The organism is Nocardia sp. NBC_01009 (assembly GCF_045208035.1).
Taxonomy (GTDB): Bacteria; Actinomycetota; Actinomycetes; order Mycobacteriales; family Mycobacteriaceae; genus Nocardia.
Genome location: NZ_CP108695.1, coordinates 1,548,382 through 1,574,176 on the forward strand (window position 1 = coordinate 1,548,382; position 25,795 = coordinate 1,574,176).

Sequence of the window (25,795 nt, forward strand, 5' to 3'; positions counted from 1 at the left end):
TCACATGAATCCACAGACGCGTTCGGGCAACGTGAGCCCCGAGTCGACTCCGGCCGAATCGGACACGCAGCGACAGCCGTCCATCGGGATTGCCGACGAGTTGGAGGCAATGGGCCTGTCCGGCGCTGTCGAGATCGGCCGGGGCGGCTTCGGGGTGGTCTACCGCTGCATTCAGCAGGCACTCGACCGGGTGGTTGCGGTGAAGGTGCTGTCGTCGGAAATCGACGAGGAGAGCCGCGAGCGGTTCCTGCGTGAGGAACAGGCCATGGGCCGGTTGTCCGGCCACCCGAACATTGTCGACATCCTGCAGGTCGATGTCACCCCGACCGGACTGCCGTTCATCGTGATGCCCTACTGCACGCGTGGTTCGCTCGAGCAGCTCATCCGCAATCGTGGGCCGCTCACCTGGGCGGATTCATTGCGCGCCGGAGTGAAGCTGGCCGGTGCGATCGAGAGCGCGCACCGCGCCCATATCCTGCACCGGGACGTGAAGCCGGCGAATGTACTGCTCAGTGGTTATGGCGAACCGCAGTTGACCGATTTCGGCATTGCCAGGATTCCGGGCGGTTTTCAGACCTCGAGCAGTTTGATCACCGGCTCACCTGCGTTCACCGCCCCGGAGGTGCTGAAGGGCCAGGACCCGACTGTCCGCTCGGACGTGTACGGGCTCGGCGCGACACTGTTCGCCCTGCTCACCGGGCACGCCGCCTATGAAAGGCAGGCAGGGGAGAAGGTCATCGCGCAGTTCCTGCGGATCACCACCCAGCCGGTGCCCGACCTGCGCGAGCAGGACATTCCCGCCGACCTGGCCGCCGCGATCGAGCAGGCCATGTCCACCGACCCGCGTGAGCGGCCGGACACGGCCTACGACCTCGGCGAAATGCTGCGCAACGCGCAACGCGAGCACGATCAGGTGCCCGACGAGATGGCGCTGCTGGATACCGCCGTCGCGCCCGAATCGGCCGAGAACGCCCGCGCCGAATCGGCGGTCACTCGACCCGCGGTGACCGCCCGCCGGAGTTGGCCATTGACGCTGCGGCCCGCGGTGTCGCAATACCCGACCACGAACGGGCCGAACACGTGGCCGCCGACGGCAGCGACCAAGTTTCGCCCGCCGACTCCGGCCAGGGACCCGGTCCCGCGTCCCCGGCTGCTGGACACGCTGCGGGCGGGCGGGCGGCGCAGGCTCGTGGTGATCCATGCACCGGCCGGGTTCGGCAAAAGCACGCTGGCCGCACAGTGGCGAGCCGAACTGACCGAGGGCAGGGTGGCGGTCGCATGGATCGGGATCGATCATGCCGACGACAACGAGATCTGGTTTCTCGCCCACCTCATCGAGGCCATCCGCCGGGTCCGCCCCGATATCGGTGAGGGGCTCGACCAGGTGTTGGAGGAGCGGCCCGCCGACGCCGTCGCGTACGTCATCGCCACGCTGATCGATGAGATCCACGCGGCGGGCTCCACCATCGTGGTGGTCGTCGACGACTGGCACCGGGTCACCGACGCGGGCGCGCACCGGGCGATGGAGGCGTTGCTGGACAACGGATGCCACCACCTGCGCTTCGTGGTGACCAGCCGGGAACAGTCGGGTCTGCCGACCAGCAGGCTGCGGGTCTACGACGAGCTGGTCGAAATCGGGTCGTCGGCATTGCGCCTGACCGCGGCGGAGACCAGGCAGATTCTGGTGGAGCGCAACGGTTTCGCGCTCACCGACACGCAAGTGGAGGAGATTCACACCGCCACCGACGGCTGGCCCGCCGCCATACAATTGGTGAGTCTTTCCCTGCGTGGCAACGCCGATCCGGCCCAATTGATCGCCAATCTTTCCGAGGGCAATCACGGCATCCGTGAGTATCTCGCGGAAAATGTCCTCGACACCCTCGAGCCCCAGATGCTCGACTTCTTGATGTCGATCTCGGTGACCGAGCGGGTGTGCGGTTCGCTCGCCGCGGCGCTGTCGGAGGATCCCGAGGCCGAACAGCTGCTGGAGCAGGCGGAGCAGCGCGAGCTGTTCCTCCAGCGCATCGCGCACGATCCGGAATGGTTCCGGATGCAGCCGCTGTTCGCCGAGCATCTGCGCGCCCGGCTGGAGCGTGCCAACCCTGGCCGGCTCAAGGCGTTGCACCGCAAGGCATCCCGCTGGTATGCCGAGCATCAGCTGTTGCGCAAGTCGGTCGATCACGCGCTGTCGGCCACCGATCTGAAGATGGCGCTCGATCTGCTCGAGGGCGGCGGCATGGATCTGATCGACGGGTCCCGGCTCGCGACCCTGCTCGGCACCGTGGCGAAACTGCCTATGCAGCAGGTGTCTTCGCGATCCAAGCTGTTGATGGCGGTCGCGCGCGCCAATGTCAATCTGCAGCAGTCCAGCGCGGCGCGCACCGCGCTCGGTCGGCTGTCGAATGTGCTGGCCCGCGGATCGCCCACCGACGTCGAGGTGATCAGACAACGGTGCGAGGCCGCGGTGCTCGCCGCTGCGGATTCGATTGCGAGAGACCACACCGAGGGCGTGCTCGACCGGGTGGCCGACTGCCTGCAGCGGCCGGATGAACTGCCTGCGTGGACGGTGTCGACCGCGGCGAACCTGACTTCGTTCGCGCGGTTGTGCGACTTCGATTTCGATGGCGCCCGTGAGATCCAGGAGTGGGCTGCGGAGTATCACGCACGATCGAAGGACCCGCTCGGCGCGGTCTTCGGACTCTGCGGGCAGGGCGCCGCGGCCTATGAGCAACTCGATATCGCCACTGCCACAGTATGTTTCCAGCAGGCCTTCGAGACCGCACGCGTTCGCTCGGGTCCGCGCTCGCATGGGGTGCGGGTGGCCGCCGCACTGCTCGGTGAATTGAGTTACCGCCGTGGTGATCTGACGATGGCCGATCGGCTGCTCGACGAAAGTCACCAGCTGGTCACCCGGGTCGGGCCGGTCGACTTCCTGATCTCGACCTTCGTCATCGGCGCCAGGGTCAAAGCGGTGCTCGGTGATATGCACACCGCCACCGCCCGGCTCGACGAAGGCGATCGGATCGCCTCCGACAACCGGCTGAGTCGGCTGGCCGCGCACATTCGTGCCGAGCGGCTGCGGCTGGGACTGCTCACCGACACCGCGGCCAGGCGCGCGATCGATTCGGCAGGCTATGAGTCCGATACCTCCGGCACCATCCATCACGCCCACCGCATGACAGGGGCGACCGCGCTGGCCGCGGAGGCGGAGGAGATCGCCGCCATCCGGGCGCTGCTCACCCAACGCCAGCTGCGTTCCGACGACCGCGCGGTGCGCAGAGCCCGCGCGCTGCACGCCAGGATGGTCGAACAGCACCGTCCCCGTGCGGAATTGGATACCGCGCTCTTGCTCGCCGAGTGCCTGGCCGCCTCCGGTTGGGTCGGTGAGGCCACCGGACTGCTGCTGCCCGCGGCCCACACGTGTGCGGACCTCGGCTGGACCCGGCCGCTGTTGGACGCCGGTCCGGGCGTGGTTGCCATCATCCGGGTGCTGCACACCGAAATGCATTCGGGCACTGTGCAATCCGGAGACACGACACTGCCCGCTCTGTTCCTGGATGAACTCCTGGACTGAGCGGGCAGGTGCGCGATCGTGGTGCTATCCCTGCCACCAGGGACGCAGTGGCAAGCCGGACTCACCGTTCGGGCCGAGCTTGACGCCGAGTACCTGGTGCAGCTGAACCACGTTGCGCTGGAAGCCGAGTCGGCAACCTGCCATGTACAGGCCCCACACCTTTGCGGTGCCCTCGCCGACTTCCTCGACGCACGCATCCCAGTTGGCGACCAGATTCTTACACCATTCGTGCAGGGTGAGGGCGTAGTGCTCGCGTAGGTTCTCCTCGTGCACCACCTCGAGCCCGACGTTCTGGATCTCGGAAATGATGCGGCCCGAACCGATCAGCTCACCGTCGGGGAACACGTAGCGGTCGATGAAGTCGCCTGCCTTGGTGCTGCGCAGGTTGTCGGGCCGGGTGATGGAGTGGTTCAGGAACAGGCCGCCGTCGCGCAGCTTGCCCTGGATGTACTCGAAGTAGTACGGGTAGTTGTGCACACCGATGTGTTCGGTCAACCCGATCGAGGACACCGCGTCGAAGCCGACCTCGGGAATGTCGCGGTAGTCGGAGTGGCGCACCTCGGCCAGCTCGGACAGCCCCTCCTCGGCGATCTTCTGCTGTGCCCATTCGGCCTGCTCGGCCGAGAGCGTCGCACCGATGACCTTGACGCCGCGCTTGGCCGCGTAGCGGACCATGCCGCCCCAGCCGCAGCCGATATCGAGCAGCCGGTCGCCTGTCTTCAGGCGCAGCTTGTCGAACACCAGGCGGTACTTGTTCTCTTGCGCCTGCTCCAGCGTCCACTGCTCGTCTTCGTAGACCGCGCAGGTGTAGGTCATCGATGGGCCGAGGACGTACTCGTAGAAGGTATTGGAGACGTCGTAGTGGTGGTGGATGGCCTCGGCGTCGCGAGTCTTGGAGTGGCGCAGCCCCTCGAGCGCGATCCGGCGCCAGCGCGGCAGGGTCTCCTGCGGCGGCGGCGCAATCGGGCGCAGCCGCTCCCAGCCGAGCGAGCGGGCGATCGTCACCAGGGCCAATGCCGAGGGGCGGCGGAACTTCAGCCCGTCCATCGCCTTGAGGATCTCGTAGGGATCGCCGGGGTGCACGCCGGTGGCCGTCATATCACCGGAGATGTAGGCGCGGGCCATACCGAGATCGCCCGGCGCGGTCGCCAGGTAATTGATACCGCGCGGGGTCTTCACCTCGAGCGCGAACTCCGAGTCCTCCGGGCCGCTCGCACTGCCGTCGTAGGCGGTGAACCGGATGGGAATTTCGCCATCGAGCAGCGTTTCGAAGACCTCAGCAATGCTGAGTTTGGTTCCCAGATCGGCGAAGACATCGGATCGGTCCTTGAATGTCGTCATTTGCGTTGCACCGCCTTCGAGTACAAGTCCAGCAGTCGCTGGTCCGGGTCGTAGCGCTTCTTCAGTTCGGTGTAGGTCTCGCCCCCATAGAGGGCCGCGAAATCATCCTTGCCGTAGTACGAATCCGAGTACAGGGACTTATGACCGTCGAACTCGGTGACCGTCTGCTCGATGGCGCGGTTGGCCGCGCCCTCGGGCTGACCTGCGTCCGTCGGAACAGCCGACCAGAATCCGACGTTCACGTAGGTGCGGTTGGGCTCCAGCGGGTACAGCGGCCACGGCCGACCGGTCCGCGCCTGGGCGCCGGTGTCGCGCAGCCGCAGCGGGCACAGCCACAGCGGCTCGATCGGGATCTCGCGCAGGAACCACTCGACGAAATCGGCGGTCCGCTCGACCGGGACCTCGATATCCTGCACGACGCGCTCGCGCGGTAGGTTGCCCTGGCGGGCCTCCAGCCGGTCGCCGATGTGGTAGCGATGGTCGAGCGCGATGAGCTTCCAGTAGAAGCTGCTGCGCCGGTAGCGCTTCGGCCAGAACCGGCGGTACTTCGGGTTCTGCGCGCCGAACGCCCGCGAGCACCAGAACCAGTCGGTGTCCCAGCGCCACAGGTAGTCGTGGATGGTCAACCGGTCGCGCTTGGGATGAGCGGAATCGTGCTGAATGGACCGGTAGTAGATATCCATATCGGTGTAGTCGCTGACCGGGCCCGGCTCGTCGGTCTGTCGGCCGAGGGTCAGGTAGCTTTCCTCGGCGGTGAACACGACGCCGTCGAGATAGTCGACGCGTTCGCCGTCGTAGGTCCTTGCGGTGACGATCTCGGCCAGCGTGGCTTCCAGCGCCCGCAGGTCGTGGAAGCGGATGTGCCGCAGCGCCACGTAGGGCTGCACGGTCTCCAGCTCGATCTTCAGCCGCACGGTGTAGCCGAGCGTGCCGTAGGAATTCGGGAAGCCGCGGAACAGATCGGCGTTCTCGCCGTTCGGTGTCGCGGTGATGATCTCACCCGCCCCGGTCAGCACGTCCATCTCCAGCACCGACTCGTGTGGAAGGCCGTTGCGGAAGGAGGTGGACTCGATGCCCAGGCCGGTGACCGCGCCACCGAGGGTGATCGTCTTGAGTTGTGGAACCACCAGCGGCGCCAGCCCATAGGGCAGGGTGGCGGCGACTAGATCCTCGTAGGTGGTCATGCCCGCCACATCGGCGGTTTTGGCGGCGGCGTCCACCACAATGACCTTGGCCAGACCGGAAACATCGAGTCCAGGTGCGGGATTCTTGGCCCGGGCCCGGAACAGATTCGATGTCTTCTTCGCCAACCTGACGTTGGCGTCGTCGGGTATCGCGCGGTAACTCGCCAGTAGGCGGTCGACTCCCGCTCGATGCGCGGCGAACCCTGATTCGTGTGTGGCCGGCGCGTGTCCGGCCTTCCCCAACAGACTCACTGCCACTCCTCGACGCTAGTACGCACCCCGGTGCTCAGCCACCGCGAGGGCGCTGACGAGGGATAAATGTCACGCATCTGTTGCATCGGGAATACCTCCCGGAATGAGCCTTGCGGGAGCCTAACAGCGTGGCCGCGGCGGCGCAGCCGAACCTGGACGATGGCCCGGCCGCCGGGCAGGGCAGGATGGAGGGCGGTCGTTATACCGCATTCGGACAAGGGAGCTCATTGTGGGACAGGTCAGCGCCAGTAGTTCGATCGCCGTCTCGGCGGATCCACAGCGCGCGCTCGAGGCCATTGCGGACTACGAGACGGTGCGTCCGCGCATCCTCTCCTCGCACTACAGCGACTACAAGGTCATCGAGGGTGGCAAGGGTGCCGGCACCGTGGCCGAGTGGACGCTGAAGGCCACCGAGAAGCGCACCCGCAACGTGCATGCCGTCGTCACGGTGTCGGATTCGATCGTGACCGAGCGTGATTCGAACTCGACGATGGTGAACACCTGGACGGTGACGCCCGACGGTACGGGTTCGCAGGTCACGCTGCGCACCTCGTGGAAGGGTGCGGGCGGCGTCGCCGGTATCTTCGAGGGAATCTTCGCCCCCTTGGGACTGAAGAAGATTCAGGCCGAGGTGCTCGGAAACCTGCAGCGCGAACTGGCCTGACACAACACCTGGAAGCCCCGGCGAAAGCCGGGGCATCAGTGTCGGTGAATCATGCCGCGCCGATATCGAAGAGGTTGCCCTCCGGATCCGCCAGTGTCGCCCACTTCGCGCCGAACTCGTCGAAGTCGCCGATGTGCTTGGCGCCGAGGCCGATTGCCCGATCGATCTGCTCGCGCCAGTCGGCGGCGTGTAAGTCGAGATGGATCACATTCTTGCCGGGCGTCTTGTCCGGCACCTGGATGAACATCAGCACCGGCGAAAGGTCGGAGCCCATGCCGACCGTCGCGAACTGCGCATTTGCCTCCGGATCCACCGGCTTGTCGAGCAATTCGGACCAGAAGGCCGCCAGCGCGGCTGCGTCATGACAGTCGAACGTGACGTGTCCGAGTGTGAGTGTCATCGAGATTCTCCTCTGGCTAGAGCAGGCCGATGGGCCAGCAGACTTCGGTTCGGTAAGCCCCGGGGTCGTCGATCTGGTCGGGGCCGAGCACATACAGCTCACGGACGGGTTCGGCCAGTGCGTTGTCGTGCTCGGCGACATAGCTGCCCAGCGCGCCGTAGGTGCGGTCGACATCATCGAACGATCCGTTGTGTACGGCGATCGCGAACCGGCGGGCGGGCAGCTCGATGAGTGTGAGTTCCTCGGGCAGCATCATCCGGGTGCCTGCCGGGACGGGGACGAACGCGACGACCTCGCCCACCTCTTCGGCAAAGAACTCCATCGAGTAGGTGGCGCCCGCGACACCGGCCGGCGCCACCTTCGCCGCCTCCAACGTCTCGTAGAGCAGTGGAAAGGCCGACTCGCACCAGGGGCCGACCGCCGGCCTGGTGACCGTATCGACGAACGCGAGGACCGGCATCGCCGGAATCGAACGGTATTCGACGACAAGCGGTGCGGCGGGTGTCAGCAGCGAACGTAGTGAGGCGACCACGTCCTTGGTGCGCTGCAGTTCGGCCTCCATCCGCGCCAGGTGCGCGCGCAGTGCGATGTTCCTCGTGTCCTCGTCGGAGGCGGCGAGCACGGCCTTGATCTCGGGCAGCGGCATATCCAATTCACGCAGCCGCCTGATCAAATGAGCCTGCGCGACCTGATCGGTCGAGTACCGCCGATACCCGGAACCGGGATCGACCGCGGCGGGCTCGATCAGCTCGATGTCGTGGTAGTACCTCAGCGTTTTCACGCTGAGGTACGTCAGCCGGGCGAACTCCCCGATGGAGACGGTCGCTGTCATGGCTTCCAGCGAACACCCTCCAGTGCGGGGAGAGTCAAGCGGCCCGTGTCATCGCGCCGGGTCGGGCATCGGCGCGGTGATGGTGGTGAGGTATTGGATGGCGGCCATAATCGCGATCGGAGCGGAGACGAGCAATTGCCCGGCGACCGCGCCCAGTGCGCCGACCGCCAGCACACCGCCGAGGCAGCCGGCGGCGGCGGCTGGGAGGAACGCGCCGAACAGCCCGACAATGGTCGCCGCGGCGACGGTGCCGGCCGCGACAGCGCCGAGCACACAGCCGACTGCTGCGCCGCCGATGCTGCCCGCCAACGTGCCGACCATTGTGCCGGTGGCGATCGTGGTGATCATGCGGTTCCAGGCCGCTTGTTCGCGCTGGTAGGGGGTCCGGAAGTCGGCGGTGTCCTCGAATGGCAGTGCGACAGGCGTGTAGACGGCGTGGTCCAGATCGAGGTGCGGGGTGAGGGTGGCGGTGTGGCCGTCGATGCGCGCGTCGATCGGGAAGACGAAATCATCTATCCGGAACGACAATTCGGCACCCGCGAGCAGCGTCTGATCGGGCGCGCGGATGGTGAATAGTCCGTCTTGGGCCGACATCGCGGCTTCGGTTTCCACGATGGCCGCGCCGTCGACGAGTCGTGCGGTGAAACCGGTTGGGCTGCTGGAGGTTTGATCGTCGGCTGCGGCTGCTACTGGGCAACCCAGCAGCACGCTGGACGCCAGCGTGATGGCGAGGACGACATTCTTGAATCGCATGGTCGAGTCCGTTCGGTTGCTGCGGAACTGAGGAATGGTCGCCGGACGGCTCAGCTGAGATCGGCCAGCGCGGCTACGACAGCGGTGGCGACCTGCCGCTGGCCGAGATCGGTCAGATGGACGCCGTCCTCGAGATGCGTGTCCGGCGTCGGCGTCGTGCAGGAGAGCACATCGATCGTCGGTTCGGGCCGGTCCACAAGGATCTGTGCGGTTACCTCGAGGTCCTTTGCCGACCAGCTGATCTGCGCTCGTTTGAAGTGGAGAAAAGCAGAAACGCGTCCCTCGTCCACCGCCGTCGGGGTGAGCCAGATCCATTCGGCGGAAGTCAGCTGGGATACACGTTCGTGCAGCCAGCCGAAGTTGCGCTCGGTTTCGGCGATGCTGACCAGTCGTGGTCCTTCCGGGCCGCCGATTCGCTGGGCATCGTTGGCGCCGAGCTGGCAAAGCACCCAGTCCGGCTGGTGAAATCCCAGTCCCGGTAGCGAACTCAGCGCCTGTGTTGTGGTGGATCCGGACACGGCCAGGTTCGTCAACCTGATCGCGTCGTTCGGCCGTCGGATCGCGAGCAACTGCCGCAGGATCTCGAACCACGACAGCCGATCTGCCGCGCTGCTTTCGCCGATGGCGACCACGTGCTGTCCAGCGGCGAAGGGCAGTTGGTCGACCTGGGTCGCGATCACGGGGTCTTCGAGCAGCGCCGCAGCAGTTCGGTGAGTGCGCGCGGTGAAATCGGCACAGCGAGCCTGGTATGCGCCGACATCGAGTGTGAACAATCCGGCGATCTGCTCATCGGTCAGGCCGTTCAAATAGGGCAGCGACTTCGCGGGCTGTTGGAAGCGCAGCAGTTTTTCGAGCATGTCGGGATTCATCGGTGATTCTCCTATCGAATTCAGTTGCTGGACAACGGAGTCGGGTGACGTCCGATCAGGAAGCCGACCGCGATCAGCCAGGCCAGTCCGGTGAAACGAGAGATGGGCAGCAGGAAAGCGGCGGCAGGGAACGTCAGAACGAGCGTGCTCAGCACCGAAGCCACCGCGATGGCCAGCCCGATCCGGATCACCCATGACGCGAAAAGCCGTGTGGGCAGGGCTGTTATCGCGATGCCCGCGATGAGCAGGCCGGTCGAAACGACGGTGCCGGGCCCGCCGACCAGGAAGGCGAGGTTGTGCAGCGCACGGACCAATGCGGGTTCCTCGGCGACCCCGCGCACGGTCAGGACCCAGGTGACCAGGCCGGAAGATGCGAGGAAGGCCACGGCGAGCACTCCGCCCGCCAGCGCGAGGGTGATGCCGGGGGCTTGTCTGCCCAGCGCGCGCAGTCGGGCCGTCACCGTCGCGACATAGATCGTCAGCGGGATCGTGCAGGCGAATTGCAATACCGCTCCGGTGCGCACCGCGTCCGGATAGGTGCGGAAGTACGTCAGCGCGTCGTCGGGCGAGCTGAACGGCGACGGGAACGGGGTTCCCTCCGCGCGGAACGTGCTGACGAGGAGCCCGGCGATGAACAACGCGGCGGTCATGAAGCCGAGGAGGCCGAGGGGTGGCTCGATCTCCTGCGGTGGCCGCAACGGTGGGTGGGCGGTTTGCGGTGTGGACACGGCTATCACTTCTCCTAAGTGAATCATTCATTCAAGTGAACGATATCGGCATGGGTACGATAGCCCCGTGACCGAAGGTGAGCAAGTGCGGCGAGGCGGCGGCGCGCGACGGCCGATGCGAGCGGTGTCGTTTCAGCTCGCTCAGCTCGGAGCGCATGCCACGCAACGATTCGCCGAACGGATCGCCGAGATCGGGCTCACACCGCCGGACGTCGGACTACTGCGGATGATCGCGAGCCAACCGGGTCGCAGCCAGCGCTCGCTGGCCGCGGAACTCGGCGTCGTGCCGAGCCGGGTGGTCACGCTGATCGACCAATTGGATGAGAAAGGCCTGGTCGAGCGGCGGCGCAGCGCGAAGGACCGCCGCAACCACGAGCTGTACCTCACCGGTGACGCCGAGCGACTGCTCGGCCGCATGGCGCAACTGGCCGTCGCGCACGAGGACGATCTGTGCGGTGATCTCGACGATGACGAATACGAGAAACTCGCCACGCTGCTCGGGCGCATCGCCGGTCGGCAGGGCTTGGCTCCCGGCATTCATCCCGGTTACAAGACCATGTCCGGCGGCGCATCGGCCGGATGAGCGCCGATGTGGCCCGAGCCGGATCTGCTCAGGGGGTAGCGAGGGCGAAGGTCAGCAGCAGTGTGGTCTGCAGGGCGCCGCGCCACCAGGAGTAGCCGAACCAGACGCCGGGGGTGACTTCGCGGATCTCGTCGTAGACGGGCGGGGCCGGTGAGGGGGTGTAGTTCAACGCCCAGGTCGGCATCCCATCGGCGAGGGCGGGTGCGGTGTACACGTCCGCGCGCCAGCCTTCGATGCCCGCGCCGGTGATCCTGTTCATCAGGTAGTCGCCGTCGGCGCCGGTGTAGAAGGTCTTGCCGATCCATATGGCGGGCACGATCGACTGCGCGTAGATCGGCTGGAGCACCCAGCCGTTCTTCACACCCATCGGGGCTTCTCCCGGTGTTGCGTCACGGAAAATGGCGTTCTGCTGAGCCAGTCCGCAACTCGAGCGCAGCGAAGCGATGGTTGCGGCGCGATTGTCCGGATAGAGGACGCAGCCGCCGCCGTAGTCGCGCGCCGCCACGACCGTGGAATCGTCGGTGCTGCCGGAGTCTGCCGAGGCAGTGGGGGCGTAGGCCGGTAGGAAGAGGTTCGGAAATCCGAGCGACAGCGTCAGTGCGCTCAGCAGAACTCGGGTCGTACTCATCGCTGTCTCCAGAACTCACCGCATCATCAGGTCTCCACCCCACGCTCGAGGGTAAGGCGGCGCTGCCTGTCGGTAGCTGGAAACACCGGCGGCAGTGTCCAAGTCGAGATCTGCTGGCCGGTGGCTGTTCACGGAGTCGTGAGAGCGAAGGACAGCATCAGCGTGATTGCCGGCGGTGCGTCATCGCGCCACCAGGAGTAGCCGAACCAGACGTCGGGGGTGATCTCGCGGATTTCGTCGTATACCTGTGGTGTCGGCGACGGGGCGTAGTTCAGCGCCCAGGTCGGCTCGCCGTCCAGAATCGCGGGTGCGGTATAGACGTCGGCGCGCCAGCCTTCGATGCCCGCGCTGGTGAGCCTGTTCAACAGGTAGCCGCCGTCGGGGCCGGTATAGAAGGTCTTACCGATCCAGATGGCGGGCGACCACGACCGGATACTCACCGGGCGGATCACCCAGCCGTTCGTCACCCCCATCGGGACCGCGCCGCGTGGCGCGTCGTCGAAGATTGCATCCTGCTGTTCGGGGGAGCAGCGAAATCGCAGCGAATCTATCGTTGCCGCACGGTTTCCCGGATCGAGCAAACACCCGCCGCCATAGTCGGACACACCGTCGGCTCCGGCGTCCGCTGCTGCCGAGGAAATGCCTAACAAGCTGGCAAAACCCAGGGAACACGTGAGTATGCAGAGGATGAGTGCTCGGTTTGTGTCCATGCTATCTCCGGACTTGCGACACCGGCTTCCACCGGTTTCCAGCCCACTTCGATGGTAGGCCGCTCACGATCGTCTCCCGATGGTTGGCAATCAATCCGTTACCAACCTTTGGTCGGCCGACCCCGGGACGGCCGATCATTCGCCGATGCCGATCGGGGGAATGATCGAATCGGGGCTAGGCTGGACGGCGATACTTTCCGCAGAGAGGAACCAGCCGTGCAGCCCGGTGGTCAGTTCGACATGCAGCAATTACTCGCCCAGGCGCAGCAGATGCAGCAGGCGGTGATGGAGGCTCAGGCCGAGATCGCCGCGACCGAAGTCGAGGGTCAGGCCGGCGGTGGTTTGGTCAAGGTGACGATCAAGGCCACCGGTGAGGTGCTTTCGCTGACCATCGACCCGAAGGTCGTCGATCCTGACGATGTCGAGGGGCTGCAGGACCTGGTGATCGGCGCGGTCAACGACGCGATGTCCAACGCGCAGCAGATAGCGTCGCAGCGTCTCGGTCCGCTGGCGGGTGGCGGATCGCTGCCCGGTCTGCCGGACTTCTGATTCGGGGACGGAGCAGTTGTACGAGGGTCCGGTTCAGGATCTGATCGATGAACTCGGCAAGCTGCCGGGCATCGGTCCTAAAAGCGCGCAGCGCATAGCCTTTCACTTTCTGCAGGTGGAGCCGCCGGAGATCGACCGGTTGCAGGCCGCCCTGCAGAAGGTGCGTGACGGCGTGCAGTTCTGCGTGGTCTGCGGCACCGTTTCCGACAACGAGATGTGCCGCATCTGCGCCGATCCGCGTCGCGACCGCACCATGATCTGCGTGGTGGAGGAGCCGAAGGACGTGCAGGCCATCGAGCGCACCCGCGAGTTCCGCGGCCGTTATCACGTGCTCGGTGGCGCACTCGATCCGCTCAGCGGCATCGGCCCCGACCAGCTGCGGATTCGGGAGCTGTTGGCGCGCATCGGGAACCAAGAGGACGGCATCGATGTCACCGAGGTGATCATCGCAACCGACCCGAATACCGAGGGCGAGGCGACGGCCACCTACCTGGTGCGGATGCTGCGCGATTTCCCCGGCCTCAGCGTGACCCGCCTCGCCTCCGGGCTGCCGATGGGCGGCGATCTGGAATTCGCGGACGAGCTGACGCTCGGCCGCGCGCTGTCGGGTCGTCGCGCGCTGTAGCCCACCGATTCCACCGGTGGTTTTCAGGGGTTGCGCTGCGCTGGACGCGGGTTACTGTGTCGGGGATGAGCATCGAATTTCTGCTGACCACGCTCGTCATCGTCGCCACTCCCGGCACCGGGGTGCTCTTCACGCTGGCTGCCGGGCTATCGCGTGGCGCGCGGGCCAGTGCGATCGCAGCCTTCGGATGCACGCTCGGCATCATCCCGCACATGATCGCCGCGGTCACCGGTCTTGCCGCGCTGCTCAACGCCAGCGCGGTCGCGTTCCAGACGTTGAAATATCTCGGTGTCGCCTACCTGCTGTACATGGCGTGGAACACCTTCCGTGACAAGGGCGCACTCGCCGTGCCGGAGGACGCCCCGGGTGAGCGCACCGCGCCCTCGGCACGTCAGGTGATCACCTCGGCGGTATTGCTGAACATCCTCAACCCGAAGCTGACGATCTTCTTCTTCGCCTTTCTGCCCCAGTTCGTGCCGACCGGAGCGCCGAATGCGTTGGTGCGCATGCTCGAACTGAGCGGCATCTTCATGCTCGCGACGTTCGTCGTATTCGCCGTGTATGGCGCGTGCGCCGCAGCCGTGCGCAACCACGTCATCTCCCGTCCGATGGTGGTCACCTGGATGCGGCGCATTTTCGGCGCTTCCTTCATCGCTCTCGCGGGCCGCCTTGCCGTCCAAAATCAGTGAACCGCAGGCCTGTCGCCGCAGCGAGGGTTCGGATCAGAGGTCGACTCGGGTCCAGGGCAGGGTGTGCAGGCGAGTGCGGTCGTCGGTGGCCCACTCCCAGATCAGGTCGGCGACGGTCGAGGCGTCGGTGAGCGTGGTGCCGAAGTGCTTATTGGGTGCGCCGTCTCGGTACTCGACGGTGAACGTGCCCGATTCGTCGCGATAGGTCTGCATGTAGACCTGGTCGGCGCGTTCCACGATCAGATACGGGTTCGGTGGGGCGAGCTCGGAAACCCACAGCTGCGCGGTTGCTTTCGTGAGATACGGGAATTCGCCCGCCCCACCGTGCGTGACGGCGGCGGGAACGCTGCCCGCCGGATCGATCAGCCAGGCGAGCTGGGGGTCGTAGACCGCGTAGTTCAGCGGTGTCGCGAGCGCGAACAGCAACTGGCGGACGTAGCCGATCGCGTCATAGGGGCAGGGCACGTGCAGCACCGCACCGGTCGCCGCGCCACCGACTGCATCCGTGCCGAGGAAGTGGTCGTCCTCGGGTAACTCGGTGTTGCGTCTATTCAGTTCCGCCGCCAGCAGCGCGACCACGTCTGTCTCGGCAAGACCCTGCTGGGTGGACAGGTAGTTGTCCACTTCTGCGAGCGTCGAAGCAGCACCGGACGGCAACAAGACGTGGTCGTAGTTCACCCCGGACAGGGTACGGGGCGGCTATTACGGCCCGACCGCGCGTTCAGGCGGTGCGGGTGCCGGGGGTGGTCGGTTCGGTGCATGCACAGCCGCCCGCGATATCGGCGCAGTCGATGACGAAGGCGTGCCGGGCGTGGTCGAGATCGATGCAGTCTTCGTCGGTGCATTCGGCGATCCGGCCGAGGTGGACGATGATGGTGCCGTGACAGTGGTCGACTGCGGATTCGCAGGACCGACACGTGGGTGCGCGCATATGACCTCCAGACGAGATCGATTCGTAATTCGGTCATATCACCCGGGCGGGCACGTCGGTGGGAGGTCGGCTGTGTGTCGCGGCACGGCATCGAGAACGCGGCTCTCCGGATACTGGCGATCCATGTCCCCCTGCATGCGCGCCACGGTGTGGTGAACTTGCTGCATGGGCATCAAGGTGTCGCTCGAACACCGGACCACCTACACCTTCGACCGGCTCGTGGAGATTCATCCCCACGTGGTGCGGCTGCGGCCCGCACCACACTCCAGGACCAGAATCGACGCCTACTCGATGCGGGTCACGCCCGCCGACCACTTCTGCAACTGGCAGCAGGATGCCTTCGGGAATTTCCTTGCCAGGCTGGTTTTTCCGAACTCGGCCGGCGAGCTGTCGATCACCGTCGGGCTGATAGCCGATCTCGAGGTGATCAACCCGTTCGATTTCTTCATCGAGGACTACGCCGAGCACTTTCCGTTCGGCTACAGCAGGGAACTCCTCGCGGATCTGGAGCCGTACCTGCGACCGGTGGACGAGGCGGGACCAGGTTCGGGACCCGGCGAGTTGGTCCGCGACTGGGTGCGCACCCATGTGCCCAGCGATCAGCCGCGCACCATCGACTTCCTTGTTGCGATCAATCAGGCGCTGCGTCAGGACGTCGGCTACACGATCCGGATGGAACCCGGGGTGCAGTCACCCGACCACACGCTGCGCACCGCGATCGGTTCGTGCCGCGATTCGGCCTGGCTGCTGGTGTCCATCCTGCGTGAGCTCGGCCTGGCCGCGCGATTCGTCTCCGGATATCTGGTGCAGCTGGCCCAGGATGTCCCTGCACTCGACGGGCCGTCGGGTCCGCCCGCCGACTTCACCGACCTGCATGCGTGGACCGAGGCCTATCTGCCCGGTGCCGGATGGGTCGGGCTCGACCCGACCTCGGGTCTTTTCGCAGGCGAGGGGCACATTCCCTTGGCCGCGACACCGCATCCGACTTCCTCGGCCGCGATCACCGGTGCCACGGGCCGGACCAAGGCGACCATGGATTTCGCCAACACCGTCCGGCGCGTCCATGAGGATCCCCGAGTCACGTTGCCCTACACCGGATCTCAATGGGAGCACATCACCGCATCCGGTGCCGCGGTCGACGCGCGGATGGCCGCCGACAAGGTCGGGTTGACCATCGGCGGCGAGCCGACCTTCATCTCGATCGATGATCAGACCAGCCCCGAATGGACCACCGACGCCGACGGCACGCACAAGCGTGACCGTGCGATCGATCTGGCCGATCGGCTGCGCCGGATCTACGCTCCGACCGGTCTCGTCCAGTACCGGCAGGGCAAGTGGTACCCCGGAGAACCATTGCCCCGCTGGGAGATTGCTGTCGCATGGCGCACCGACGGCGAGCCGGTGTGGACCCGCCCCGACCTGCTCATCGACCCGTGGTCGCCACCGCGGGTCCTCGACTGGTCACCCGAAGGTGCCGCGGCGAGTGTCGAGCCGATGGTCGAACACACTGCACTGCAAGATAATTCCGTCCGCATGGTCGACACTTCGGCGATGCTGGGTTCTGGGCGGCCGGATCGGTCCACCGACCGCGCGGCGGTTCAGCGCATGCAGCGGCCCGTGCCCGCCGCTCGCGATTCGGCGCGCGCGCTGATCGCACATGTCGCCGCGCGCATCGGGCTGCCGGACACGCAGGTCCGGCCTGCCTTCGAGGATCCGCTGGCACGGCTGGCCGGTGTGGTCAGCGCGCCGGTCGGCGACCCGGTGGCGCCGGCCGAGGACATCGAACCGGATGCGGATTCGGCACCGGCGCGCCGCGCCCTGCTCGAGAAGCTCGATGCGCCGGTGACCGAACCCGCCGCGTACGTGTTGCCGCTGTATCGGCGCGAGGACGGTTCCGGGTGGGCCAGCGCCGACTGGCGGTTGCGGCGTGGCGCGACGCCGCAGCGCCCCGAGGGCCGAATTGTGTTGACCAACGGCGATTCTCCGGCCGGGCTGCGGCTACCGCTGGATTCTATCTCCTGGCGCACACCGCGGACACCGCCGGACCGCGACCCCCTGTTCGTCGGACCGCTGCTCGCGCCGCGAAGCGAACCGCCCGCAGTGGTCGAAGATCCGGACTGGGAGCCGACCACGGCGCTGGTCGGCGAGGTGCGCAACGGCAGGCTGCACATATTCCTGCCGCCGCTGGCGGAACTCGACGACTTCCTCGATCTGGTGCGCCACGTAGAGGCGGCCGCGGCGGCGCTGGGCCCGTCCGGTCAGCCGGTGGTGCTGGAGGGTTACCCACCGCCGGTCGATGCCAGGCTGCGCACCCTGTCGGTGACTCCCGACCCGGGTGTGATCGAGGTGAACGTGCAGCCCACGGCGTCGTTCGCCGAGCAGTGCGAGCTGTTGTCGACGCTGTACGAGCAGGCGCGACTGGCGCGACTGAGCACCGAATCGTTCGATGTCGACGGCAGCCACGGCGGCACCGGCGGTGGGAACCACATCACCCTCGGCGGCGTGACGCCCGCGCAGTCACCACTGCTGCGCCGCCCCGACCTGCTGGTTTCCATGCTCACCTACTGGCAGCGGCACCCGGCGCTGTCCTATCTGTTCGCGGGCCGATTCGTCGGTCCCACCTCGCAGGCTCCGCGGGTGGACGAGAGCCGCGAGGACGCGCTGTACGAGCTCGAGATCGCCTTTGCCGAAATAGCCAGGGTGAGTGGCGAGTCGGCGCCGAAAGACGCCTCGCCGTGGTACGTCGATCGCGCGTTGCGCCATCTGCTCACCGACCTGACCGGCAACACCCACCGCGCCGAATTCTGCATCGACAAGCTCTACAGTCCCGAAACCGCAAGGGGCAGGCTGGGATTGGTGGAGCTGCGCGGCTTCGAGATGCCGCCGCATTTCCAGATGGCGATGGTGCAATCGCTGCTGGTACGCGGCCTGGTCGCCCGATTCTGGTCGCAGCCCTTGCGGGCGAGGCTGATTCGGCACGGCGCGAATCTGCACGGCCGCTTCCTGCTTCCGCATTTCTTGATGGCCGATATCGCCGAGGTCGCCGCGGATCTGCGCGCGCACGGCATCGATTTCGACACCAGCTGGCTTGACCCGTTCACCGAATTCCGTTTCCCGCGCATCGGCACCGTGGTGCTCGGTGCTGTCGAGATCGAACTGCGCGGCGCGATCGAACCGTGGAACACCCTCGGCGAGCAGACCGCCGAGACCGGCACCGCCCGCTACGTCGACTCTTCGGTGGAGCGGCTGCAGGTGCGCGTGGTCGGCGCCGATCGCGACCGTTTCGTGCTGACCTGCAACGGCATGCCGGTGCCCTTGCTCGCCACCGACAAGGCCGATGTGCAGGTGGCGGGAGTGCGCTATCGCGCATGGCAGCCGCCGAACTCGCTGCATCCATCGATCACCGTCGACGCGCCGCTGGTTTTCGACCTGATCGACGCCGAGACCGGACTCTCGCGCGGCGGCTGCACCTACCACGTGGCACACCCCGGGGGCATGGCCTACGACGACCCCCCGGTGAATGCCGTGGCCGCGCAATCGCGCCGCAACCGGCGCTTCGAGGCGGCCGGGCACACTACCGATCGGGTCGATACAGGGGAACTACGTGCGAAGATGACAGCACAGTCCACCGATATCGGTGCGCCGGGCATTCTCGACCTACGCCGGGCCAGGACGGTATGGGGACTGGTCAGCAATCGGTAGGTCGACTGCGCGTCCATCCGGCGCGCAACGGCAACCTCTGGCAGCGGAAGTGAGGTCGGCGCGGTGACAATGCGCGACGAAGCGCAGCGTGCGGAGGACCACGAGGGTACCGGCCTGGACGTGCGCGAACAGATCGCCGAACAGTTCGCCCGCTATCGCGCCGAGGGTGTGGACAGTGCGGCCTACGACGAATGCGGCCGCCCGATGGACGGCTACTACGACGAACTGGTCGACGGCGACGGTCGGGTGCGGCGCATGTGGTCGGAGCTCTCCGCCGACTTCGTCGAGCTGGGCACCACCGGGCTCGGCAGGCTCGACAGCCGGGTGCGCAGGCTGATCGACGATGACGGCATCTATTACACCGAGGTGATCTCACCGGAAGATCCGGCGCTTCCGACGCCGTGGCGGCTCGACCCCATTCCACTGCTGGTTTCCGCCGACGACTGGACTCGGCTCGAAGCCGGCCTCGTGCAGCGGTCGCGGGTGCTCGACGAGGTACTGACCGACATTTACGGCGCGCGTCGCACCATCACTTCGGGCCTACTGCCGCCGGAGGTGGTGTTCGGCAGCAACAGCTACGTTCGGGCCGCGCACGGCATCACGGTGCCTGGTCGGCATCAGCTGTTCCTGCACGCCTGCGATATCAGCAGATGGAGTGACGGGCAGTTCCGCGCCATCGCCGACTGGGCACAGGCCCCGTCCGGCGCGGGCTATGCGCTGGCGGATCGCCGCGTGGTGTCCACAGCGATCCCGGAGGCGTTCGAGCATTCCAATCCACGGCCGCTCACCCCGTTCGCGCGGGCGATGCGGCTGATGCTGATCGAATCCGCGCCGAACGCCGCCGACGACCCCGTCGTGGTGGTGTTGAGTCCTGGCGTGCACTCCGAAACCGCTTTCGATCAGGCCTATCTCGCGTCGACATTGGGCTTTCCGCTGGTCGAGAGCGCGGATCTGGTGGTGCGTGACGGTGCCCTGTGGATGCGCTCGCTCGGCACGCTGAAGCGCGTCGATGTGGTGTTGCGCCGCGTGGACGCCGAATTCTCCGATCCGCTGGATCTGCGCCCGGATTCCCGACTCGGTGTGGTGGGTTTGGTGGAGGTGCTGCGGCGCGGCGCGGTGACGGTGGTGAACACCCTCGGCAGTGGGCTCCTGGAGAATCCCGCGCTGCCCGGATTCCTGCCGCAGATCTCGCGAGCACTGCTCGGTGAGGAGTTGGTGCTCGACAGTGCACCCTCGTACTGGGGTGGCGACGACGCCGAACGGTCGCACTTGGTCGCGAATCTCGACCGCCTCATCATTCGGTCGACCGTCGACGGCTCGACGAACTTCGGGCCCGAGTTGTCCGCCGAGCAGCGTTCGGAACTCGCGGCGCGGATCGAGGCTCGTGGCTGGCAATGGGTCGGCCAGGACCCGGCCCAGTTTTCGGTGGCTCCTGCCGTCCAGGGCTACGGGGGTCTGGCCGCGTCGCCGGTCGGGATGCGGTTGTTCTCGCTGGCCCGCCGCGGTGGTTATACGGCGATGGCGGGCGGTCTCGGTCAACTGCGGCAGCGCTTGCAGCCGGAACGGGTGGTCATCAAGGTTGCCGCCAAAGACATTTGGGTGCGCGCCGCGCCCACCGCTGTCGCCGCCATCGCCGCCGAGCCGGTGCACGAGGAACGCGAGCGTCGCGGCCCCGCCCTCGAAGCCGTCAGCTCGCCGCGCGTCCTCAACGACCTGTTCTGGATGGGCCGCTACAGCGAACGAGCCGAATCGGTGGTGCGCCTGCTCATTGCGACCCACGACCAGTACCAGGACTTCCGCTACCGCCCGTGGCTCGAAGGCGCGGACGCGGTCACGGCACTGATGTCGGCCCTGGCACGAATGACCGGAACGCTCGCGCCGGTCGATGGCAGCCCGACGGCCGATTCGAGCGATGACCGACAAGATGCGGGCGATGTCGACGGGGCGTCGAGTACGGAGGCCAGTAGTTCAGCGCAGCAACAGCAGTCGATGTCAGCGAGCTCGCCGGAACAGGCTGCCAGCGGCGGTCGGCCACCGGTCGCGGGGGCCTCGCGAGAAGGATACGAATATCTGGTGCGGCTGACCACCGATCAGGGCACCCCGGGTTCGCTGGCCTTCGCGATCGATCGGTACGAGGCGGCGGCGCGCGCGGTGCGTGATCAATTGTCGGCTGACACCTGGATGATTCTGAGTGCGGTAGATCATGCGTTGATCGAATATCGCGACACCGAGGGCGACCAGGAGGCCGCGTTGTCGGCGGTGCATTCGCTGTCGCTTGCCGCGCTGCTGTCGCTGTCGGGGATCGGCGCCGAATCGCTGGTGCGCGACACCGGTTGGTACGTCATGGATATCGGGAAGCGCATCGAACGCGGGATCGCGCTGACCGCGCTGTTGTCGGCGGCGCTGACCGAGACCTATCCGGCGGAGGCCGAGCGGGCGGTGACCGAGGCGGTGCTGCGCGCCACCGAGTCGTCGGTGAGTTACCGTCGGCGGCACCGGGATTCGGTGCGCGTCTCGGCGGTCGCCGGCCTGTTGTTGTTCGACGCGGCCAATCCGCGCTCGCTGGCCTATCAACTCGAGCAACTCGAGGTGGACTTCCAGGCGCTGCCCGCGGCGTCCGGATCGTCACGGCCACAACGATTGCTGGCCGACGCGCAACGGATGCTGCGCCGCGTCGACCCGAATGATCTGGACGTCACCGGCGCCGACGGCAGGCGTACCGAATTGGCGGAGCTCCTGGAGGGTGTGCACTTGCGGCTGCGGAAAATTTCCGAATCGTTCGAGACCACGAGATTGGCGCTGCCAGTGGGTATTCAGCCGCTGTGGGGCAGCACACGGGTTGTCGGATGATCGGCCGCAATGATTCCGCTCGTCGCTATCGGGTCGCGCATCGAACCACCTACTCGTACTCCGATGAGGTGAGCAGCTCCTACGGGCGCGCCTACCTCACGCCTCGGCAATTCCCCGGGCAGCGGTTGCTCTCACACGAGATCGACATCGATCCGGTGCCGTCGGATCGGTCGATCGGCACCGACGTCTACGGCAACACCACCTCCTACTTCCATGTCACGGCCGAACATCGGAAACTCGTCGTCACCGGCGCATCCGTGGTCGAGGTGGACATCCCGGACCGCACCGACATCGGTCCGGCCGCCGAACCATGGGAGCACGCCCGACCGACCGCGACCACCGGGCCGCTGGCGGTCGAGTTCACCCTGGACCTGCAACCGCCCGAAATCACTCCCGAAGTCACCGCCTATGCGGCCGAATCCCTGACTCAGCGGCGACCGCTGCTGGAAGCGGTGCGAGAGTTGAACACTCGAATCCATGCCGACTTCACCTACAGGTCGGGCTCCACCACCGTCTCCACCAAGGTCGCCGATGTGTTCGCCGCGCGCGCGGGCGTCTGTCAGGACTTCGCCAGGATCGGTGTCGCCTGCCTGCGGTCACACGGCCTCGCCGCCCGATATGTATCGGGTTATCTCGCCACCGATCCGCCACCGGGCAAGGAACGGATGGTCGGTGCCGACGCCACCCACGCCTGGTCGGCGGTGTGGCTGCCGGGCGAGGCCGCGCACGACCGGACCGGTCGTTGGATCGCCTTCGATCCCACCAACGATCAGTTGGCCGACGAGCGCTACGTCACCGTCGCGTGGGGTCGTGACTATGCCGACGTGCCACCGTTGCGCGGCATCATCTACACCGACGCCAAGGAGAGCTCTATTACCGTCTCGGTCGATGTCGCACCGGTAGCGGGGTAGCGGCGTGCGCGATTTCACCTGTCCGAACTGCGGCCAGCAATTGGCCTTCGAGAACTCCGTGTGCCTGTCATGTTCCAGCCCACTGGGTTTCAGCCTCGCCGATCGCGCATTGCTGGTGATCTCCGATGCCACCACTGCGGAGCCGAACGGACATCCGGGCGGCGCGGTGGACGGGCGCAAGTTCCGCCTGTGCGACAACTTGCATGTCGCGCAGTGCAATTGGTTGGTGCGAGTCTCCGATGGTTCAACCGTGTCCGGTGGTCCGGTGCTCTGCGAGTCCTGCCGTCTGACCCGCACCCGCCCGCACGACTTCGACGCCGCGGGCCTGCAGGCCTTCGCCGAGGCCGAAGCGGCCAAACGCCGGCTGATCATGGAGTTGGCGGAACTCGGACTGCCGATCGTCGGCCGCGACCGGAACCCGGAAACCGGTCTCGCGTTCGATCTGCTCTCCAGTGCGACAGACAGGGTCACCACCGGACACAAGAACGGCGTGATCACGCTGGATCTCGCCGAGGCGCACGACCCGCATCGCGAGCAGCTGCGCATAGAAATGGACGAGCCATACCGCACCCTGCTCGGCCACTTCCGCCACGAAATCGGGCACTACTACTTCGCGGTGCTCGTCGCCGATGACGAGGCACTGCAACGCTTCCGGGGTCTATTCGGCGACCCGTTCGCCGACTATCAGGCCGCGCTGGATCGTCACTATTCCGAGGGCGCCCCGCCCGGCTGGGACGGCAGCTACGTCTCCTCCTATGCCGCCATGCACGCCGCCGAGGATTGGGCCGAGACCTTCGCCCACTATCTGCACATCCGCGACACCCTCGATACCGCGGCGGCTTTCGGCTTCGCACCGGCGGGCGCCACCCTCGACCGCCCGCAAGTAGGCCGTGCGGGCTTCGACAAGATCATCGACCTCTGGCTGCCCCTGGCCTGGGCCCTGAACATGGTCAACCGCTCCATGGGCCACCCCGACCTCTACCCCTTCGTCCTGCCCGACCCGGTGCTGGAGAAAATGCGCCTGGTCCACGAATTGTGTGGCGCCGCGGCCGGCTGAATGCTCCGGTCAGGCCCGCAGGCGTTCGCGGCGGAGTTGTTCGACCTCGGGGAGGTCCAGCGGTGCCAGCTCGGATACGCCGAGGGCGCGGGCGAGTAGCAGGTCGGCGAGTTCGGGGTTGCGGGCCAAGGCCGGGCCGTGCATGTAGGTGCCGAGGGTGGAGCCCTGGACGACGCCCTCGAGCCCATCGCCGACTCCGTTGCCGACACCGCGGGTGACGTGGGCGAGGCCGGTCGCGTCCGGGCCGAGTGTGGTTCCGCCGCGGTGGTTTTCGAAACCGGTGAGCGGTGCGGTGAGACCGGCGAGCATGGGCGTGGTCGTTACCTCGCCGATGGCGCGCTTCTGCTGGGGTGCGGTGGTGACATCGATGAGGCCGACACCGTCGACGCGTTCGCCCGACGAAGTCTCATACCAGTTGCCGAGCACCTGGATGGCCGCGCAGATGGCAAGCACCGGTGCGCCTTTCGCCGCGGCCTGCTGTAGGCCGGGGTAGCGCTGTAGATGCCGGGTGGCCAGGCGCTGCGCCGAGTCCTCTGCGCCGCCGAGGGTGTAGATGTCCAGCGAGTCGGGAACCGGGTCGGCCAGAGTGATTTCGACGATCTCCGCGTCGTGGCCGCGCATCCGCAGCCGCTGTCGCAGCACGAGTGCATTGCCGCCGTCGCCGTAGGTGCCCATCACATCGGGCAGCACGAGCCCGATCCGCACTGTCGATTCTGTCATGCCGTCCGCCCCTCCAGGTCGCGGTTGAGATCACGGAACGCGGTGTAGTTCGCCAGCACCTCGACCCGGCCCGCGGGGCAGGAAGCGATGGCGCGCAAGGGATCCGCCACCGTGGTGTGTTCGACTCCGGCGTAGGTGAGGCGCACCGCCAGATCGGTGGCGCGCTCGCCCGCGGCAACCACCTGCACGCCCTCGAAGTGTTCGAAGCGCACGTCCCACAGCCAGGACAGATCCTCGCCGTCGGGCACCTGTCCGTTCACCGCGATCACCAGTCCGGCCGCGGTCGGCTCGATCATCGATAGCGCTTCTTGCCAGCCGGCCGGATTCTTCGCGAGCAGCAGGCGTGCGGTGTGCTCGCCGACCTGCACGGTCCGGTAGCGGCCCGCGATCTCCTGCACCGTTCCGGTCGCGGTCGCCGCCGCTGCCGGGTCGGCGCCGAGCGCGACCACGGCGGCCACTGCCTGGGCGGCGTTGCCGCGATTGGCGCGGCCGGGCAGGGCAAGCCGCAGCGGCAGTCGCAGACCCTCTGGGCCACAGAGCTTTTCGCCGTCGAGCCACCAATCCGGTTCCGGGCGTTGGAAAGCTGTGCCGGTGCTGCGCCAGTGCGTGCCCTCCCAGACGATCGGCTCGCCGCTGCGCGGACAGCTTGTCGCGTCCATCGCCCAGCCGCTGCCCGCAGCCACCCACACCACTTTCGGATGGTCGTAGGCAATGGAGGTCACCAGCACGTCATCGCAATTGGCGATCACCACGGCGTCGGGGTGCTCGGCCAGCCCGGCCCGCAGTTTGCGCTCGATCATGTTGATCTCGCCGACCCGATCCAACTGGTCGCGGCTGAGGTTCAGCAGCACGACGGCGGCCGGATTCAGCGCGTCGGTCACGTGCGGCAGGTGCAGCTCATCCACCTCGATCGCGGCCAACGGCGCGCCGAGATGGGTGCTCAGCGCGGCAACGATCCCGGCGTCCATGTTGGCGCCGTCGGCCTGCGTGGCCACCGCACCGAGGCTGCCCAGCGCGGCCGTGGTCATCCGCGTCGTGGTCGACTTGCCGTTGGTGCCGGTCACCAGCACCGTGCGTTTGCCACGGCCGAGCTGCTCCATCACCGTCGGATCGATCTTCAGTGCGATCAATCCGCCGATCATCGAGCCTTTGCCGCGTCCGGCCTTCTGCGAAGCCCAGGACGCCGCGGCCGCCGCTCGCAGTGCAAGCCGCCCACGCACCGAAATATCTGCCACGCCGCGAG

23 protein-coding genes are annotated in these 25,795 nt (G+C 66.7%); 10 read left to right on the top strand and 13 right to left on the bottom strand.

Annotated features, from left to right (window positions below):
- Window positions 1–4: 4 nt before the first annotated feature.
- Entirely contained in the window at window positions 5–3,574 is a 3,570-nt protein-coding gene (locus OHA42_RS06695) for a protein kinase domain-containing protein (protein ID WP_406235447.1), read from the top strand.
- Window positions 3,575–3,598: 24 nt separating this feature from the next.
- Here OHA42_RS06695 and OHA42_RS06700 read toward each other — a convergent pair whose 3' ends face one another.
- Both OHA42_RS06700 and OHA42_RS06705 read right to left on the bottom strand, forming a co-directional pair.
- Window positions 3,599–4,915 carry a class I SAM-dependent methyltransferase gene (locus tag OHA42_RS06700; protein WP_406235449.1) on the bottom strand — a complete coding sequence of 439 codons (1,317 nt, stop codon included), beginning with the start codon at window positions 4,913–4,915 and terminating at the stop codon, window positions 3,599–3,601.
- A complete protein-coding gene (locus OHA42_RS06705; RefSeq protein ID WP_406235450.1) occupies window positions 4,912–6,351 on the bottom strand; it encodes an FAD-binding oxidoreductase in 1,440 nt (479 codons plus the stop codon). The genes OHA42_RS06700 and OHA42_RS06705 overlap by 4 nt, the downstream gene beginning before the upstream one ends.
- Window positions 6,352–6,580: 229 nt before the next feature.
- Here OHA42_RS06705 and OHA42_RS06710 point away from each other — a divergent pair, with 229 nt between their 5' ends.
- Entirely contained in the window at window positions 6,581–7,015 is a 435-nt protein-coding gene (locus OHA42_RS06710; protein WP_406235452.1) for an SRPBCC family protein, read from the top strand.
- Between the two features lie 49 nt (window positions 7,016–7,064).
- On the opposite strand, the gene OHA42_RS06715 is transcribed toward OHA42_RS06710, so the two are convergent.
- The 5 genes from OHA42_RS06715 to OHA42_RS06735 are packed head-to-tail and all read right to left on the bottom strand — an operon-like array spanning window position 7,065 to window position 10,597.
- Window positions 7,065–7,415 (bottom strand): VOC family protein, encoded by a 351-nt coding sequence (locus OHA42_RS06715; protein ID WP_406235454.1) that lies wholly within the window; start codon window positions 7,413–7,415, stop codon window positions 7,065–7,067.
- A gap of 16 nt (window positions 7,416–7,431) precedes the next feature.
- Window positions 7,432–8,247 carry a MerR family transcriptional regulator gene (locus OHA42_RS06720; protein ID WP_406235456.1) on the bottom strand — a complete coding sequence of 272 codons (816 nt, stop codon included), beginning with the start codon at window positions 8,245–8,247 and terminating at the stop codon, window positions 7,432–7,434.
- A 48-nt stretch (window positions 8,248–8,295) separates the two neighbouring features.
- On the bottom strand, window positions 8,296–9,000 hold the full coding sequence (locus tag OHA42_RS06725; RefSeq protein ID WP_406235458.1) for a hypothetical protein: 705 nt from the start codon (window positions 8,998–9,000) through the stop codon (window positions 8,296–8,298).
- A 50-nt stretch (window positions 9,001–9,050) separates the two neighbouring features.
- Window positions 9,051–9,869 carry an SGNH/GDSL hydrolase family protein gene (locus tag OHA42_RS06730; protein ID WP_406235460.1) on the bottom strand — a complete coding sequence of 273 codons (819 nt, stop codon included), beginning with the start codon at window positions 9,867–9,869 and terminating at the stop codon, window positions 9,051–9,053.
- Window positions 9,870–9,889: 20 nt separating this feature from the next.
- On the bottom strand, window positions 9,890–10,597 hold the full coding sequence (locus tag OHA42_RS06735) for a hypothetical protein (RefSeq protein WP_406235462.1): 708 nt from the start codon (window positions 10,595–10,597) through the stop codon (window positions 9,890–9,892).
- A gap of 67 nt (window positions 10,598–10,664) precedes the next feature.
- Between OHA42_RS06735 and OHA42_RS06740 the strand changes: the two genes are divergently transcribed.
- The gene (locus tag OHA42_RS06740) at window positions 10,665–11,180 is read left to right on the top strand and encodes a MarR family winged helix-turn-helix transcriptional regulator (protein ID WP_406235464.1); all 516 of its coding nucleotides are present in this window, start codon (window positions 10,665–10,667) and stop codon (window positions 11,178–11,180) included.
- 28 nt (window positions 11,181–11,208) lie between these two features.
- Here OHA42_RS06740 and OHA42_RS06745 read toward each other — a convergent pair whose 3' ends face one another.
- Window positions 11,209–11,808 carry a hypothetical protein gene (locus OHA42_RS06745; RefSeq protein WP_406235465.1) on the bottom strand — a complete coding sequence of 200 codons (600 nt, stop codon included), beginning with the start codon at window positions 11,806–11,808 and terminating at the stop codon, window positions 11,209–11,211.
- A 128-nt stretch (window positions 11,809–11,936) separates the two neighbouring features.
- Window positions 11,937–12,413 carry a hypothetical protein gene (locus OHA42_RS06750; RefSeq protein ID WP_406235467.1) on the bottom strand — a complete coding sequence of 159 codons (477 nt, stop codon included), beginning with the start codon at window positions 12,411–12,413 and terminating at the stop codon, window positions 11,937–11,939.
- 321 nt (window positions 12,414–12,734) lie between these two features.
- Here OHA42_RS06750 and OHA42_RS06755 point away from each other — a divergent pair, with 321 nt between their 5' ends.
- The 3 genes from OHA42_RS06755 to OHA42_RS06765 all read left to right on the top strand — a co-directional run bounded on the left by OHA42_RS06755 (window position 12,735) and on the right by OHA42_RS06765 (window position 14,381).
- Window positions 12,735–13,067 (top strand): YbaB/EbfC family nucleoid-associated protein, encoded by a 333-nt coding sequence (locus OHA42_RS06755; RefSeq protein ID WP_406235468.1) that lies wholly within the window; start codon window positions 12,735–12,737, stop codon window positions 13,065–13,067.
- 16 nt (window positions 13,068–13,083) lie between these two features.
- Window positions 13,084–13,692, top strand: coding sequence for a recombination mediator RecR (gene recR / locus OHA42_RS06760; RefSeq protein WP_328408274.1), 609 nt, complete (start codon window positions 13,084–13,086; stop codon window positions 13,690–13,692).
- 65 nt (window positions 13,693–13,757) lie between these two features.
- Window positions 13,758–14,381 (top strand): LysE family translocator, encoded by a 624-nt coding sequence (locus tag OHA42_RS06765; protein ID WP_406235470.1) that lies wholly within the window; start codon window positions 13,758–13,760, stop codon window positions 14,379–14,381.
- Between the two features lie 33 nt (window positions 14,382–14,414).
- On the opposite strand, the gene OHA42_RS06770 is transcribed toward OHA42_RS06765, so the two are convergent.
- Together OHA42_RS06770 and OHA42_RS06775 are read right to left on the bottom strand one after the other, a co-directional pair.
- Complete coding sequence (locus OHA42_RS06770) at window positions 14,415–15,059, bottom strand: hypothetical protein (protein WP_406235472.1); 645 nt, start codon at window positions 15,057–15,059, stop codon at window positions 14,415–14,417.
- Window positions 15,060–15,102: 43 nt separating this feature from the next.
- Window positions 15,103–15,312: a hypothetical protein gene (locus OHA42_RS06775; RefSeq protein WP_328408280.1), complete on the bottom strand. Its 210-nt coding sequence runs from the start codon at window positions 15,310–15,312 to the stop codon at window positions 15,103–15,105.
- A 165-nt stretch (window positions 15,313–15,477) separates the two neighbouring features.
- Between OHA42_RS06775 and OHA42_RS06780 the strand changes: the two genes are divergently transcribed.
- From OHA42_RS06780 to OHA42_RS06795, 4 genes are all read left to right on the top strand, one after another.
- Window positions 15,478–19,014 (top strand): DUF2126 domain-containing protein, encoded by a 3,537-nt coding sequence (locus tag OHA42_RS06780; protein WP_406235474.1) that lies wholly within the window; start codon window positions 15,478–15,480, stop codon window positions 19,012–19,014.
- A 69-nt stretch (window positions 19,015–19,083) separates the two neighbouring features.
- Window positions 19,084–21,864 (top strand): circularly permuted type 2 ATP-grasp protein, encoded by a 2,781-nt coding sequence (locus OHA42_RS06785; RefSeq protein WP_406239141.1) that lies wholly within the window; start codon window positions 19,084–19,086, stop codon window positions 21,862–21,864.
- Complete coding sequence (locus tag OHA42_RS06790) at window positions 21,861–22,775, top strand: transglutaminase N-terminal domain-containing protein (protein ID WP_406235475.1); 915 nt, start codon at window positions 21,861–21,863, stop codon at window positions 22,773–22,775. Before OHA42_RS06785 ends, OHA42_RS06790 begins: the two co-directional genes overlap by 4 nt.
- Window positions 22,776–22,779: 4 nt before the next feature.
- The gene (locus tag OHA42_RS06795; protein WP_406235477.1) at window positions 22,780–23,832 is read left to right on the top strand and encodes a putative zinc-binding metallopeptidase; all 1,053 of its coding nucleotides are present in this window, start codon (window positions 22,780–22,782) and stop codon (window positions 23,830–23,832) included.
- 9 nt (window positions 23,833–23,841) lie between these two features.
- On the opposite strand, the gene OHA42_RS06800 is transcribed toward OHA42_RS06795, so the two are convergent.
- Together OHA42_RS06800 and OHA42_RS06805 are read right to left on the bottom strand one after the other, a co-directional pair.
- Window positions 23,842–24,552, bottom strand: a complete 711-nt coding sequence (locus OHA42_RS06800) for a glutamine amidotransferase (RefSeq protein ID WP_328408286.1) — start codon at window positions 24,550–24,552, stop codon at window positions 23,842–23,844.
- Window positions 24,549–25,787, bottom strand: a complete 1,239-nt coding sequence (locus OHA42_RS06805; protein WP_406235479.1) for a MurT ligase domain-containing protein — start codon at window positions 25,785–25,787, stop codon at window positions 24,549–24,551. The genes OHA42_RS06800 and OHA42_RS06805 overlap by 4 nt, the downstream gene beginning before the upstream one ends.
- Between the last annotated feature and the right edge of the window lie 8 nt (window positions 25,788–25,795).